This is a genomic window from Thermostichus sp. OS-CIW-29, from assembly GCF_054058195.1.
Genome location: NZ_JBSSAB010000054.1, coordinates 1 through 13,603, shown reverse-complemented (window position 1 = coordinate 13,603; position 13,603 = coordinate 1). Strand labels below are relative to the sequence as shown.

The 13,603-nt window shown below is 58.7% G+C and carries 13 protein-coding genes; 6 read left to right on the top strand and 7 right to left on the bottom strand.

Annotation, left to right across the window (positions count from 1 at the left end):
* Nucleotides 1-483: 483 nt before the first annotated feature.
* A complete protein-coding gene (locus ACVWZJ_RS13610; RefSeq protein ID WP_369791772.1) occupies nt 484-609 on the bottom strand; it encodes a helix-turn-helix domain-containing protein in 126 nt (41 codons plus the stop codon).
* Between the two features lie 166 nt (nt 610-775).
* Between ACVWZJ_RS13610 and ACVWZJ_RS13605 the strand changes: the two genes are divergently transcribed.
* On the top strand, nt 776-2,059 hold the full coding sequence (locus ACVWZJ_RS13605; protein WP_414331859.1) for a competence/damage-inducible protein A: 1,284 nt from the start codon (nt 776-778) through the stop codon (nt 2,057-2,059).
* Nucleotides 2,060-2,161: 102 nt separating this feature from the next.
* A complete protein-coding gene (locus ACVWZJ_RS13600) occupies nt 2,162-4,315 on the top strand; it encodes a M48 family metalloprotease (protein WP_457396385.1) in 2,154 nt (717 codons plus the stop codon).
* A 30-nt stretch (nt 4,316-4,345) separates the two neighbouring features.
* On the opposite strand, the gene typA is transcribed toward ACVWZJ_RS13600, so the two are convergent.
* The 4 genes from typA to glpX form a co-directional block, all read right to left on the bottom strand.
* Nucleotides 4,346-6,163: a translational GTPase TypA gene (typA, locus tag ACVWZJ_RS13595; RefSeq protein WP_457396383.1), complete on the bottom strand. Its 1,818-nt coding sequence runs from the start codon at nt 6,161-6,163 to the stop codon at nt 4,346-4,348.
* Between the two features lie 168 nt (nt 6,164-6,331).
* Entirely contained in the window at nt 6,332-6,439 is a 108-nt protein-coding gene (psb30, locus tag ACVWZJ_RS13590; protein ID WP_011433833.1) for a photosystem II reaction center protein Ycf12/Psb30, read from the bottom strand.
* Nucleotides 6,440-6,546: 107 nt separating this feature from the next.
* Nucleotides 6,547-7,842, bottom strand: a complete 1,296-nt coding sequence (locus tag ACVWZJ_RS13585) for a glutamyl-tRNA reductase (protein ID WP_414373848.1) — start codon at nt 7,840-7,842, stop codon at nt 6,547-6,549.
* 327 nt (nt 7,843-8,169) lie between these two features.
* Nucleotides 8,170-9,213, bottom strand: coding sequence for a class II fructose-bisphosphatase (gene glpX, locus ACVWZJ_RS13580; RefSeq protein ID WP_011433831.1), 1,044 nt, complete (start codon nt 9,211-9,213; stop codon nt 8,170-8,172).
* 258 nt (nt 9,214-9,471) lie between these two features.
* On the opposite strand from glpX, the gene ACVWZJ_RS13575 reads away from it, so the two are divergent.
* Nucleotides 9,472-9,747, top strand: coding sequence for a DUF1830 domain-containing protein (locus tag ACVWZJ_RS13575; RefSeq protein ID WP_414418702.1), 276 nt, complete (start codon nt 9,472-9,474; stop codon nt 9,745-9,747).
* Between the two features lie 58 nt (nt 9,748-9,805).
* Here the strand turns inward: ACVWZJ_RS13575 and ACVWZJ_RS13570 are convergent, their stop codons facing one another.
* Nucleotides 9,806-10,072 carry a hypothetical protein gene (locus ACVWZJ_RS13570; protein WP_414373851.1) on the bottom strand — a complete coding sequence of 89 codons (267 nt, stop codon included), beginning with the start codon at nt 10,070-10,072 and terminating at the stop codon, nt 9,806-9,808.
* A gap of 164 nt (nt 10,073-10,236) precedes the next feature.
* Here ACVWZJ_RS13570 and ACVWZJ_RS13565 point away from each other — a divergent pair, with 164 nt between their 5' ends.
* Entirely contained in the window at nt 10,237-10,845 is a 609-nt protein-coding gene (locus tag ACVWZJ_RS13565; protein WP_011433828.1) for a peroxiredoxin, read from the top strand.
* A gap of 167 nt (nt 10,846-11,012) precedes the next feature.
* Here ACVWZJ_RS13565 and ACVWZJ_RS13560 read toward each other — a convergent pair whose 3' ends face one another.
* Nucleotides 11,013-11,438: a photosystem I reaction center subunit II PsaD gene (locus ACVWZJ_RS13560; protein WP_457385725.1), complete on the bottom strand. Its 426-nt coding sequence runs from the start codon at nt 11,436-11,438 to the stop codon at nt 11,013-11,015.
* 243 nt (nt 11,439-11,681) lie between these two features.
* On the opposite strand from ACVWZJ_RS13560, the gene ACVWZJ_RS13555 reads away from it, so the two are divergent.
* A complete protein-coding gene (locus tag ACVWZJ_RS13555; RefSeq protein ID WP_011433826.1) occupies nt 11,682-12,545 on the top strand; it encodes an arginase family protein in 864 nt (287 codons plus the stop codon).
* A gap of 331 nt (nt 12,546-12,876) precedes the next feature.
* Nucleotides 12,877-13,512: a class I SAM-dependent methyltransferase gene (locus ACVWZJ_RS13550; protein ID WP_011433825.1), complete on the top strand. Its 636-nt coding sequence runs from the start codon at nt 12,877-12,879 to the stop codon at nt 13,510-13,512.
* The last annotated feature ends 91 nt before the right edge of the window (nt 13,513-13,603 follow it).

The following is a 13,603-nucleotide window of genomic DNA, read 5'->3' as shown; positions in this document are numbered from 1 at the left end:
GTGGATCGAACTGCACGGGCGGTCGGAAGCAGGAACCCGCCGAGACGACTGCGCAAGGAGCCATCCATGCGTAGCGTGGTAGGAATCTCCGGCCTAAAGGCCGGGGAGGATGTCAATGCTTGTTTCCCGTACTGCTCAGCCACAGCCTCTGGCCGTTCCTGGAACGCACTACGCGCCCACCAGTAGCAAGCGCACCGTCTTGGCATGTAGCTGGCGCTGCTTTCTGACCGCTATCTTGGAGGTCTGAAACTTGAGCAGCAAGACAATAAACCAAGACAATAAACAATGTCAAATAATGTCAAAGAAAATGTCAAAGAAAATGTCAAAGAATAAATGTCAAAGTTGTCCACCCAGAACCTGGCCGCCTTGGCGCTCATCCCGCAAGTCTTGAATGGGCCAACGCAAACAATGACTGCCACTTTCTGGTTTGGTACGGGACTGCCTTCGCCCGATCTGGTAGAGAAGGCAAGATGTGGTGAGTAGCTACTTGCATCCAGGTGGACGCTCGCCTTCTAAAGACTTCAGAAAATCTAGGGTGCGGTTATAAACAAACCGAGCTGTTCCCAACCACTGCTGCAGCGTCTGTCGCTGTTGTGCTGTCGGATACATCTCGTCCCCCAATCTTTTTGCCGGCGCCGGAGATGGAAACTTGCCGGTTGTCTCACCGCCATTTGGAATGGCCAACTGCAAGCCCAAAATCTGGGGGCGCGCAGGGAGGCCGAGACCTCCCTGCTTGTATACTTCTCTTGCGGCTGAGCTGAGCTCGAGACCAAGCATGATCCCACCGCAAACTGCTATTCCCCAAGGGGCTGAGATCCTCTGCATCGGCACAGAATTGCTTTTGGGAGAGATCACCAATACCAATGCCCAGTACTTGGCAGCCGAGTTGGCGCAACTGGGGATCCCCCACTATTACCAAACGGTGGTGGGGGATAACGAGGCCCGCATTCACCACGCGCTGGAGGTGGCCTGTGGTCGTTCCAGCTTGATTCTGATCACCGGGGGTTTGGGGCCGACGCCGGACGATCTCACCCATGAGGCGCTGGCTTCCTTTTTTGGGGCGGAGATGGTGGAGCACCCCCAAGTGTGGGAAGAGATCCTGCAAAAGTACGGGCAGCGGGGCCTTGTGCCCTCGCCGAGCAATCGCAAGCAGGCTTTTCTGCCCCGGGGAGCGAGGGTGTTGCCCAACCCGCTGGGCAGCGCCTGTGGCCTCATCTGGCAGCCCCGGCCCGACCTGCACATTCTCACCTTCCCTGGGGTGCCGCGGGAGATGCAACACATGTGGCGGGAGACCGCCGTGCCTTATCTGCGCTCCATCGGCTGGGGAAAAGAGGTGTTCTACAGCCGGGTACTGCGCTATTGGGGCATTCCCGAATCGACGCTGGCCGAACGGCTGGGATCCCTGTTGGCGGGGGAAAACCCTACGGTGGCTCCCTACGCCAGCCAGGGGGAGGTACGCCTGCGGGTTACCGGACGTGCTCCCAGTCGTGAAGAGGCCCAAGCCTTGATCGCCCCGGTGGTGGAGCAGATTTTACAGATTTCTGGAGAAGACTACTTCGGCAGCGATGACGCCACCTTGGCCGGTGTGGTGGGGGAGCTGTTGCTGCAACGGGGTCAAACTCTGGCGGTGGCAGAATCCTGCACCGGCGGGCTGCTGGGGCAGTTGGTGACCGGGATCCCGGGCAGCTCCCGCTATTTTGTGGGGGGGATCGTGGCCTACGACAACCGCATCAAGGAGCAGCTTTTACAGGTGAATCCGGAAACCCTGCGACAGCACGGGGCCGTGAGCGAGGCGGTGGCCGCCCAAATGGCGCTGGGGGCCAAGCAAGTCCTGGGCTCCAACTGGGCCTTGAGCATCACCGGCATTGCCGGGCCAGAGGGAGGCACCGCCACCAAGCCAGTCGGTCTTGTGTATCTGGGTTTGGCGGATCCGCAAGGGAAGGTGGAAGTACACGAGTACCGGTTTGGCAGCCTGCGCGGCAGAGAGGGGGTGCGTTGGTGGAGCGCCCAGACGGCTCTGGATCGCTTGCGGCGGCGCTTGCTCTGCTACCCCCTTTAGGGGGGATCCAGTCTCTCGGGGTTGGATCCCTGAGTAAGCTGGGGGAGCAGATGGATCCAACCGATCTCCAGAAGCAGACCCTACCAGGCAAGGAGCAAGCCGATGATCCCCGATGCCGTCCAGGCGGGCAAGGAAGCCCTGCGGCAGGGCCGCCTTCAAGAGGCCATCCAACTTTTTGAAGGCTACCTGGCCCAATCCCGTCAGCAGGACAAAGCATTAGGGATCCCGGCAGACTCATCTGACGGCGAAGCCCTGGAAGCCCAAATGAACCTGGTGCGGGCCTACCACCAGTTGGGCCAGACGGAGAAGGCACGGTCCCTCTGCCTAGAGCTGCTGCAACACCCCAACCCCCAGGCGCAAGGCTGGGCCAAGAAGATCTTGCTTCGCCTGCCCACTGCAACAGAGTCCCTGGCTGCTCCGTCCGCCAAACCTGTCGAACCGCGTTCTGCTCCCCCAGAGGAGCCGTCTCCTGGAGCGGGATCCCTGTCCACCCGTCAACGGGCCGCCCAACTGGGTATGAAGATCCCCCTGCCGGAGCGGGCCGGCCCCCTGCATTGGGCCAAGTGGGGATCCCTGGGGGTGGGCATTGTCTTCCTTTGGTGGCTGAGCTTTGTGTTGGTAGGCAGCCATCTGGATTTTGGCCGGCTGAGTTTTCCGCGGCAGCTTTGGTTTTTGCAGGGGTTGCTGCCCTGGCTGCGCAATGGCCTGCGGTGGTTGGTGGCCGGCAGCCTGGCGGTCAACTTTGGAGTAGGCCTTCTCTTTTTTGCCCCCTGGCTGATGGATCAGCTCCACCAACGGCTGCACAAGTTGCGTTGGGCCAGGCTTGGCGAAATCGAACGCCACAGCCCCGAAACGGCGCGCCTGCTGCAGCGCATCTGTGCCCAAAACCAGCTAAAACAGCCCCGACTGGGGGTGATCCCGGATGCTGGGCCGCTGGCCTTTGTTTACGGCACTTTTTCTGATGGCTGCCGCATTGTGGTCACCCAAGCCCTGTTGCAGCAGCTTTCTGAGGATGAGATTGCCGCCGTCTACGCCCAGGCCCTGGGGCGAATTGTTAATGGAGATATCCTGGTCATGACCCTGCTGGGATCCCCGATTCAACTGGTTTACCTGGCCCTAGAGCAGGTGAGCCAACTGGGAAGCAAACGGCGGGATCTCATCGGGCATGTGGCCCCGCTGCTCTACCTCATCTACACGGTGCTCTCCTACCCGCTGTTTTTCCTCTCCCGCCTGGGCACCTACCATGCCGACCATTTTGCTGTAGAGGCGACTGGCAACCCGAACGGGCTGATTGCTGCTCTGCTCAAATCGGCTGCTGGCCTGCAAGAGGCCCACAAAAACGACCGCCGACCTTCCTCGCTGTTGCACTGCACCCGCCTGTTCAGCTTTTTGGACTTCAAAACCATCGCCGCTGCCAGTGCTGCCGCCCGCCTCCAGGATCCCTCCCAAGCTGGCCAAGTCTTTCTTTGGGATCAAATCAACCCTTGGGCCCGCTGGATGCAGGTCAATTCCAGCCATCCGCTGCCGGGGCACCGCTTCAAGGTCTTGGCGGGATATGGAGAGCGGCTGCGCCTCCTGCCGGAGCTGAGCCTGGGATCCGGGTCCAAGTTGGATGTGGCCCGCCTGCAAAGCCGGTTTTGGCTGGATCTGGCCATCTACGCAGCCGAAGTGGTCGGGATCCTCATTGGCTGGCTGGTGGGGCTGATCCTCTACCTGCTGCTGCAAAACCGTCTCGATCCCAAGGTGATCGCGGCAGCAGCGGTGGTGGGCTACGGGGTGGGCTTGTGGGCCAAAGCGGGGTTGATGTACGGGGGATCCCTGCCGGCAAGGCCGACGGATGTGCTCAGCTTGCTGGCGGATCCCGACGCGGATCCCCGCCGCGGACAATGGGTGGAGCTGGAGGGGGAGTTGGTGGGACTGGGCCCCTCCGGCTATCAACTGGGGGCAGAGCTGAAGCTGCAAGAGGCCACAGGGCTGATCCCGGTGCGCTTCACCTCCCCTCTGGGCCCGGTGGGCAATGTCTTTTCCGGCCTGAAGCGGATCCGCGCCCTGGTGGGCCGGCGGGTCAAAGTGGTGGGCTGGTTCCGCCGTGGCAATACCGCTTGGGTGGATCTGGCCTACGTCCAGGCGGGATCCAATAAGCTGCACAGCCGACCGCGCCTTTGGCTGGTTTTGTTTGGCTTGGGAGTCGTCCTGCTGGGGATTTGGGGGGCGTTCTATTTCCCCAACTTGGCCTCTTACCTGCGGCGGTGGTGAGCCGGGTTCTCTTCCAGTTGGCTGAGAAAACTAGCGGCGAGAGGGCGTTAACTGTGCCTTGCGCAGGCGCACCGACTGGGGCGTGATCTCCACCAGCTCATCCTCGCCGATGTATTCCAAAGCCCGCTCCAGGGTCATCTCCACCGGCGCTTGCAAGTGCACCAGCTCCTCCCCGCCCGCAGCCCGGTGGTTGGTCAGTTGCTTGGTCTTGCAGACGTTCAGCTCCAAGTCTTGGGGACGGTTGTGCTCGCCCACGATCATGCCCTTGTAAACGCGGGTACCTGGCGTAATAAAGAATACACCTCGATCTTCCGCATTCTTGAGGGCATAGGTAGTGGCCACCCCTTCTTCAAAAGCAATCAGCACCCCGTTGCGGCGCATTTCCATCTCAGAGGTCAGGGGACGGTATTCCAAAAAGCTGTGGCTCATGATCCCCTCGCCGCGGGTGATGCGGATAAACTCCCCCCGAAAGCCGATCAGCCCTCGCGCCGGAATGACAAACTCCAGCTGAGCCCGACCATCGGATCCCACCATCATGTTCTGCATTTCTCCCCGCCGTTGCCCCAGTCGCTCGATGCAGGCCCCCACCGTCGCTTCCGGCACATCCAGCACCAAACACTCATAGGGCTCATAGGGCTGGCCGTTGACCTCGCGGAAAATTACCTTCGGTTGCCCCACCTGAAACTCATAGCCTTCCCGCCGCATGGTTTCTAGCAGGATGCCCAGGTGCAGCTCGCCTCGCCCCGACACCAAAAAGCGATCCGGCGAGTCGGTTTCTTCCACCCGCAGCGCCACGTTGGTTTCCAACTCCCGCATCAGGCGCTCCCGCAACTGTCGCGAAGTTACAAAAGTACCCTCTTGCCCGGCGAAGGGGGAGTCGTTGACGCAGATCATCACCTGCAGCGTCGGCTCGTCCACTTTGATGAGCGGCAGAGCCTGGGGATTTTCGGGAGAGGTGAGGGTGTGGCCAATGTTGGCCTCGGCAAACCCCGCCACGGCGACAATGTGGCCGGCGGTAGCTTCCGTCAGCTCGATGCGCTGCAGGCCCTGAAAGCCGAACAGCTTGGTTACTTTGCCCTTGGCGATGGATCCATCCTCTTTCACCACTGCCAATGGATCCCCCAGGCGGATGGTGCCGTTGTGGATCTTGCCGATCACAATCCGGCCCAGGTATTCCGAATACTCCAGCGTGGTGACCTGCAGTTGCAGCGGCTTGCCGGGATCCCCAATGGGGGGTGGGACGTGCTTGAGGATGGCCTCGAAAAGAGGCTTCATATCCAGGGATCCGCTGTACTTCCCTTCCAGAAAGGCTTTGAGATGGGCTTCTTTCAGGGCAAAGCCACGCAATCCGGAGGCAAATAGATAGGGGAAGTCGCACTGGTCTTCGTCTGCCCCCAGCTCCAAGAACAAATCCAGCACCTTGTCGACGGCTTTGTAGGGCTCGGCGCGAGGCCGATCGATCTTGTTGACCACCACAATTGGGCATAGGCCCTTCTCCAAGGCTTTGCGCAGCACAAAGCGGGTTTGCGGCATCGGGCCTTCGTTGGCATCCACGATCAACAAGCAGCCCTCCACCATCCCCAGCACCCGCTCCACCTCGCCCCCGAAATCGGCGTGGCCAGGGGTGTCGACGATGTTGATCAAGGTTTCGCCGTAGCGGACGGCTGTGTTTTTGGCCAAGATGGTAATGCCCCGCTCCCGCTCCAGCGTGTTGCAGTCCATCACACAGGTGGGAATGTCTTCCCCCTCCCGAAAGATGCCCGCCTGGCGTAACAGGGCATCCACAAGGGTAGTTTTGCCGTGGTCGACGTGGGCGATGATGGCAACGTTGCGGATGGGGAGTGACATATTAACCATTGACCAGCAGGATGTCGCCCTACAAGCAGGAGTGCCTTAGGGATTTCTTTACAACTCTAACGCAAAGGAGCGTTACGTTGCTAAACACTCCTGGCTTTGGGCTTAGCCCCAGCACTCCCAAAGGGTTATCCCGACTGCCTCAATATCCAGAGGGATCCCCTACATATCGGCGCCGCGCAGATAGAGCAGCAGGATGACCGCCGGGCCTGCCAAGACAATCAAGGCCAGCAGGGCCAACTGCACAAAAACTTCGTATTGTCCGAACATAATCCCAGATCCTGTGGCTTACGCTTTGTATCCTAAGGGGTGCCCTCCACCCCAGATGGGAGAGCTGTTACAATTCTTCAAGTCATGCGCTCTTCGCCAAGGGATCCCTAGCGCTCCTGCTGGGCTTGAAACACCACCGGATCCAGGTTGAACAGTTCCTGCAAGATCCGCATGGCTGCCCGCCGCGCCTCAATATCCCGTTTGGCCCGCAGTTGCACCATCGGGTCGTGCAGGATCTTGTTGACGATGCCGCGGGTCAAGGCGTCGATCACCTCCAGGTGCTTCTCGGCAAAGTCCTTGCCCAGGCGGGAGAGAGCTTTTTCCATCTCCTGCTCGCGGATGGACTCCACCTTGTGGCGCAGGCTGGAAATGGTGGGCACCGTCTCCAGAGAACGCCACCACTCCATGAATTGATCCACCTCTTCTTCCACCAGGGCTTCGGCAGCCAGAGCCAGCTTTTGCCGTTGGGCGCGGTTTTCTTCCACGATGCGGGAGAGGTGATCCACATTGAACACCTGTACCCCCTTCAGCTTTTCCACGTCGGGATCGATGTTACGGGGCACAGAGATATCCACCAACAACAGCGGCTGATCCGGCTGCAGCACCCCTGCCAGTTGCTGGTAGGTGAGGATCGGCTGGGTGGCACCGGTGCTGGTGAAGACCAAGTTGGACTCGGCCACACTGTTCAGCAGCGACTCCCAAGGCAGCACCTGGATCGGCTGCTCGAATTGCTTGGCCAGGGCTTCGGCTCGCTCCAGGGAGCGGTTGACCACCGTGATATCGACTGCCCCCTTGGCCAACAGGTGCTGCACCAACAGACGGGCCATTCTCCCCGCCCCCACCACGGTAACTTTGCCCTGAGAGAGGGATCCCTGCTCTTGCAGAGCCAACTCCACCGCTGCCGAGCTGATGGACATGGCGCCGGTGCCGATCTCCGTTTCGGTACGGACGCGCTTGCCGGCGGTAATGGCTGCCTTAAAAAGGCGATTGAGGATGCGATCCATGCCGTTGCAGGCTTGGCCCAGTTGCTGGGCTTTTTTCACCTGCGAGAGGATCTGCCCTTCTCCCAGCACCAAGCTATCTAGCCCGGCAGCCACCCGCATCAGGTGGGTTACCGCATCCTGGTAAAGAAGGGTAAACAGGTGCGGACGCAGTTGGGGCAAGGGGATCCCTTTCAGCTCAGCCAAGAACTGCATCGTCTGCCGGACACCACTCTCCATTTCCGAGGTGACGATGTAGACCTCCAGCCGGTTACAGGTGCTGAGGATCGCAGCCTCCTCAATGTGGGGGTGGGCGCGAAGCTGCTGGATCGTCTCTCCCACCTCCGCCTCCGCGATGCTGAGGCGCTCCCGAATCTCCACAGGAGCTGTGCGATGGCTAAGACCGACAACCGCGATAAACATGCCTCTCCGTCGTCTGTACAGCAACAGCAAGAGTTATTAAAAACAAAAACTCTGAACAAAAGCAAATATTGTTTCAGAGAGAAAGCAAGAGCTGTGACCGATACGAGGGGATCCCTTGACTCGGTTCCAGCAAGCTTAGGTAACTTTTCTCAGCCTACCTAAACCCTAAGACCAGTATCGAACCGGTTTTGCCGGATTTTGCTGAAGAGTTATTACGTTTTCACGGGTTGGGGCTTGATAGATTTCGTAACTTTCCCAAAAAGGCAAGGGCGACCTCCAGCAGGGGAAAGCCGCCCCGATCTCCGAGGATGTTGGGTAGGGGATCCCTTAGCGCAGCTGCAGTCCGCGGGGCTGCTGGCCATCTTTCATGTGGATGGTATCCACAAAGCGCACCGTGCGGGATTGGCTGGAAATCACCAAGGTCTCGGTGCGGGCCCCACCCCCAAAGAAACGTACCCCGCGCATCAAGTCACCATCGGTGATCCCGGTGGCAGCAAAGAGAACTTCCTTGCCACTGGCCAGCTCCTCACACTCCCACACCTTGTCGGGATCCTCGATGCCTTTTTCTTTGAGTTCCCGTCGCGTTTCCTCCACAGGCGGCAGGTAAGTGCCCGCCTGAACCACCTCGGGATCGTAGATCAGCCGACCCTGGAAGTGGGCGCCCAAGCACCGCAGAGCGGCTGCCGAGATCACCCCCTCAGGAGCAGCTCCGATCCCCATCAGAGCATGAATGCCGGTGCCGTTGAAGCCCGCCGAGAGAGCCGCCGAGATGTCGCCATCGGTGATCAGCTTCACCCGTGCCCCCGCCTCTCGAATTTGGCGAATCAGATCGAGGTGGCGCTTGCGATCCATGACCACCACCGTCAGATCGGAGATCTCCCGATCCAGGCTTTCGGCGATGATCTTGAGATTTTTCTCTGGCGGATAGTCGATGTGCACCTTGCCCTTGGCCTGGGGCGGAGCTGCCAGCTTCTGCATGTAGATGTCCGGGGCGTGGAGAAGGCCGCCTTTCTCGGAGATGGCCAGCACCGCCATAGAGCCGTTTTGGCCTTTGGCCACTAGGTTGGTGCCCTCACAGGGATCCACAGCGATGTCAATCTCCACCAGCTCTTCCACGCGGCAGAACTGCTCAGCATCCGGGCGGGTACAGATGCCCACTTCTTCGCCGATGTAGAGCATGGGGGCCTCATCGCGGGTTCCTTCCCCGATGACGATGCGACCGCGCATAGGGATCTGGTTGAGTTTCTCCCGCATGGCCTCTACAGCCACCTGGTCGGCGGTCTTGTTGTCCCCTTTGCCCATCCAGCGGGCGGCGGCAATGGCAGCCTGCTCCACGACTTCGATGATCTCTAGCCCCAACTTGTTGTCCACGATGTGCCCCCTTGCTGATCTCGGAATGGTGAAGGCCAACTTAAGGATATCTTCAGACTCTTCCCCTCAGTTTACCAGGGCAGGCTTCTCCTCGGGATCCCATTCTCTCAACCCCAATAAGCTGAGAGAACAAATCTCCCAAAGCCAGTCAGGAAGAGCGATCCCCGTCTTGGCGGCTTACTATTGCCGCTTGGGGATCAGGGATGGTAGCCTATTTTAAGGGCAATAAGTTTTTCTTAACACCATTAAAAAAACGCAATGAAAAGATACGCTTTTGTCAACCGTTCCGGACAGGTTCAGGTGATCCGCACGATCCCCGGCCACTGGGAGCGCACCCTCTTTCCCGGCCAGCAGGCGATTTTTGAGGCGGAGCCGGACGACTATCTGGAAGTCTACAGTTGCTGCTGCTCCACCGCCATCCTGGAAGAGCGCCGCCTCTGTCGCTATCTGGTGGATTCTTCCTCGCCTGAGGTTGACCTCTACCTATGGTCATCTTCACACCGGGGAACTCTGGCGGATGCGTTGAACGGTTGACAGGCTCTAGCGGCTGGCTGCCCCATAGGGGCAAGAGGACTGGGTTTGCCCAGGATAACTAGATTGGGGATCGCTTCTCCTGAGGCCGATCCCCGAGTTTTTCAGAGGGCGGATGCGGATCTGGAGAAGGGGCATCGGGGGGACGGGTCAGGCAACTGCCCCGCGCAGCATTGCGAAAGGTATCGATGCGCTCCACGCAATTTTGATGGCCGCAATAGGGGCAATACAGGCGATCCCCAGGTTGGGGCTCCACATCGGCCTGGCTCCACCACCGCCGACAGCGGTCACAACAAAAGTGATAGAGGAACTCCAGCGCCACTCTCATGGGATCCCTTGCAGAGCTGAGCCGATCAGCATGGAAAAATGGGCATTATCCGGATCCCGGCAGTTGGGATCCGTCGCTGTCTATCGAGTTAAGGCAGAGTCATTATGAGTATGGTATGTTAGGTTTGGTTTACATTTGCACTTTACCGCAAGGAGCGTTGATTTATGTCTCAGGAAGGATGCCTGCGAGTGGGGCAGCCCGCTCCCGATTTTTCCGCCACCGCCGTCTATGACATGGAATTCAAGACGGTGAAGCTCTCCGACTACAGGGGTAAGAAGTATGTGGTGTTGTTTTTCTACCCCTTGGACTTCACCTTTGTCTGCCCAACGGAGATCACGGCCTTCAGCGACCGCTATGACGACTTTGCCAAACTGGATACCGAGATCCTGGGTGTTTCAGTGGATAGCGAATACTCTCACCTGGCCTGGATTCAAACCGACCGCAAGGCTGGAGGGGTGGGTGAGCTGAGGTATCCTCTGGTCTCTGACCTGAAAAAGGAGATCAGCGCTGCCTACAATGTCCTGGATCCGGAAGCGGGTGTGGCGCTGCGCGGCCTGTTCATCATCGACAAAGAAGGGATCATCCAGCACGCCACCATTAACAACTTGGCCTTTGGCCGTAGTGTGGATGAAACCTTGCGCACCCTGCAAGCTATCCAATACGTGCAATCTCACCCCGATGAAGTTTGCCCGGCCAACTGGCAGCCCGGCCAGAAAACCATGCACCCCGACCCAGTGAAATCCAAGGAGTTCTTCGCGGCGATTGCCAAGTAGGTTGGCCCCTGGGATCCCTGGCTACATATAGGAGATCCCCAGCGCTTCCGGGCGTAGCTTCAGCTCAAGGTGGGCTGGAGCTTTTTTGTCGAAGACAGGCAAGCAAAAGATCCCCCGACCTTGCTAGGGGATCCTGAAACCCAGTAGGGAGCGAAGCTGTGGGGAGTTCAATCCCAGGGTTTCCCGCCGGTGAACTTGTAGGTAATCGGCTCTTTGTTTTTGCCGATGTTGCGATCCACTTTGCCGATGGGCTCGCGGCCTTCGTTGACCTTCTCGGGAAAGACGCCGTCTTTGGGATGCACCAACACAGGCTCTCCACCCGCCGGAATGCGGAAGATCTGGTAGTCGTTGATCTTGTAGTCGGATCTCAACTGGGCACCCAGCGCCAAACACTGCTCTTTGCGGGCAAAGGTGAGAAAGTTTTTGCCTTCCACCATTTCGGCAGCGCCGCCGGTGGGCATTTCAAACACCTGCCCCGGCTTGCCCGTCCAGGTGATGACGTATTTTTCTTCGGTTTCGGCTGCGCTCAACAGCCCCCCGGTGGATCCCCCAAATAGAGGCAGCTTTGCTCCCTGACGAGGATCGCCTTCCATCACAGCCATAGTCTACCTTTCTCAACTCGTTGTGGTTTGCGGTGGTTTGCCTTGTCCAAACCGCGGTTTGCGGCGCGAAGCACTTTGAATCTACCACTGACTCGATTTTTGGCCCCAGTTCCGCCTGGGAACTGTAATCTTTCGTAGCAGACTGGCTGGCCCTCAGACGGATCCCTGGGCGCCCTGTAGGCCACCATAGAACAAGCCGGAGACCCACAGCTTTCTGGAAAAGGAACAGCGCCCATGGCCCAGTGGTCCCTCCATCCCAGCTCGCAATCCAACGCTAGGGTCATTCTCATTCCCACCGCCTTTGGCCACGATACTCAGGCTCCGATGGCCATTCTCAATGCCGGTTCGGAGCTGTGTGCCTTCGAGCCGAGGTTGGGGATCGATGTGGATAAGCTGGCGGTGGCGCAGTTGCCGGGGCTGGTGGATGAGCCTCCCTACGGCATGTGTGAGGCGGCGGTGGCTCAAGCTTGGAGACGACAACAATGGCCGGTGCTGTTGCCCTCAGTCTTGGCTGCCAGTTGGGGGGCCATTCGTGCCCTTTGGAAGCACTACCCAACTCTGAGTGTGGTGCATTGCAGCGCCCATGCCAATCTGATGCCGCCGCCGGAGATGAGCCAGCCGGATCAAGATACAAGCTATGGCAGTGCTGCCTGGGTGGAGTTGCTCTACCAGCACATGCTGCCGGTGATCCATGTGGGGTTGCGCAGCGGCAGTGCGCGCGCCTACGCATGGCTGAAAGCCCACCACAGCCCAATATTCTGGGCCCAAGATGGCTGGGATCCCCAGCAGGTGGTGGCCTCTTTGCCGGATCAACCGGTGTTTTTGGTGGTGGACTGCAGTGTGCTGGATCCTTCCTTAGCGCCCGCGGTGCATCACCCAGAGCCAGGGGGGGTGAGTTGGCCGCAACTGTTGCAGACCTGTGAGGCCATCTTTGCCGCTCGTCCTGTGGTTGGCCTTTCACTGGGAGGGGTGGCGGTGGGATCCGCAACACGGCAAACTGCTCGCGTGGTGGCCCGCCTGCTCAATTGGTTGCTGGCCTGCTATGCCCTTCACTCCCTGAAGGTGACCGCTCAACCGCAACCTGTCCAGACGGTTTAAGCTGCTCAGGTCTGAACATTCATTTGGGATGGTCGAATGAACCTGATACATTCACGCTGAACTCTCCTGAACATGGTTCAGGAAAGAAGCGATCGCATCCTGCCTATCTCTGTTCGCGTCAGCGGGACGGAGTCCAAACAGGAAGGCGGTATCCCGCAAAGCCCTGAGGAATACCCCCCGAGCGCTTTCCCCCTTCACTTCCCGGCAACCGTTGCGGTGGACTCAAGGATCAGGGGGAAACTTGGTCTACTATATCCCTCTCAATGACTTTTGCCAAACCGCCTAAAGCTCAGTAAATTCAGCAAAGTTCAGGGTTTTGGGGGTTAGAGGCATGCTCTATCGCCGAATAATCTTCCCGCGGCTGTTGGATTTAGCTCTCTCGGGGGAAGGGATGGAGCGCTATCGGCGGCAGCTTCTGGCTCATGTGCAGGGATCCGTTCTGGAGATTGGTTTTGGCACCGGCCTCAACCTATCCTGCTACCCAGAGCACATTCGAAAGATCACAGGGGTAGATCCCAATCCCGGCATGGGATCCCTGGCTCGTCGGCGCATTGCCTCTTCTCCCATCGCCGTTGATTGGCAGGTGGCGGATGCCCAGAAACTGCCTTTTCCAAGCCAGAGTTTTGATAGCGTGGTTAGCACCTGGACATTGTGCAGCATTCCTAATGTGGCCAAGGCTTTGAGAGAGATCAGGCGGGTGTTGCGAGCAGGGGGAAAGCTGTTTTTTCTCGAACACGGCCTCAGCGAGGATCCCCAGGTGCAAAGATGGCAAAATTGTCTTAACCCTATACAAAAGGTAATCGCAGATGGCTGCAACCTAAACCGAGATATGGCTCGGTTGATCCAGGGAGCGGGGTTTCGGTTTGAGCAACTGGAGCGGTTTTATATGCCTGACCAGCCGAGATTCATTGGCTACACCTATCAAGGCATGGCGCTTCCCGCCGCGGAAGGAAACTTCCAGTTCTAGGTCGTGTTGATCTTATGTTAGGATAGAGGGAATAATTTATAGAGGAAAGAGGATGAAGTTGGTTTTTTTAGATGAAAACAAATGGCAGAAG

Bases quoted from the DNA above. Each gene is read 5' to 3' on its own strand.
- ACVWZJ_RS13610 (WP_369791772.1), bottom strand. From the start codon at position 609: ATGTATCCGACAGCACAACAGCGACAGACGCTGCAGCAGTGGTTGGGA.
- ACVWZJ_RS13605 (WP_414331859.1), top strand. From the start codon at position 776: ATGATCCCACCGCAAACTGCTATTCCCCAAGGGGCTGAGATCCTCTGC.
- ACVWZJ_RS13600 (WP_457396385.1), top strand. From the start codon at position 2,162: ATGATCCCCGATGCCGTCCAGGCGGGCAAGGAAGCCCTGCGGCAGGGC.
- typA (WP_457396383.1), bottom strand. From the start codon at position 6,163: ATGTCACTCCCCATCCGCAACGTTGCCATCATCGCCCACGTCGACCAC.
- psb30 (WP_011433833.1), bottom strand. From the start codon at position 6,439: ATGTTCGGACAATACGAAGTTTTTGTGCAGTTGGCCCTGCTGGCCTTG.
- ACVWZJ_RS13585 (WP_414373848.1), bottom strand. From the start codon at position 7,842: ATGTTTATCGCGGTTGTCGGTCTTAGCCATCGCACAGCTCCTGTGGAG.
- ACVWZJ_RS13575 (WP_414418702.1), top strand. From the start codon at position 9,472: ATGAAAAGATACGCTTTTGTCAACCGTTCCGGACAGGTTCAGGTGATC.
- ACVWZJ_RS13570 (WP_414373851.1), bottom strand. From the start codon at position 10,072: ATGAGAGTGGCGCTGGAGTTCCTCTATCACTTTTGTTGTGACCGCTGT.
- ACVWZJ_RS13565 (WP_011433828.1), top strand. From the start codon at position 10,237: ATGTCTCAGGAAGGATGCCTGCGAGTGGGGCAGCCCGCTCCCGATTTT.
- ACVWZJ_RS13560 (WP_457385725.1), bottom strand. From the start codon at position 11,438: ATGGAAGGCGATCCTCGTCAGGGAGCAAAGCTGCCTCTATTTGGGGGA.
- ACVWZJ_RS13555 (WP_011433826.1), top strand. From the start codon at position 11,682: ATGGCCCAGTGGTCCCTCCATCCCAGCTCGCAATCCAACGCTAGGGTC.
- ACVWZJ_RS13550 (WP_011433825.1), top strand. From the start codon at position 12,877: ATGCTCTATCGCCGAATAATCTTCCCGCGGCTGTTGGATTTAGCTCTC.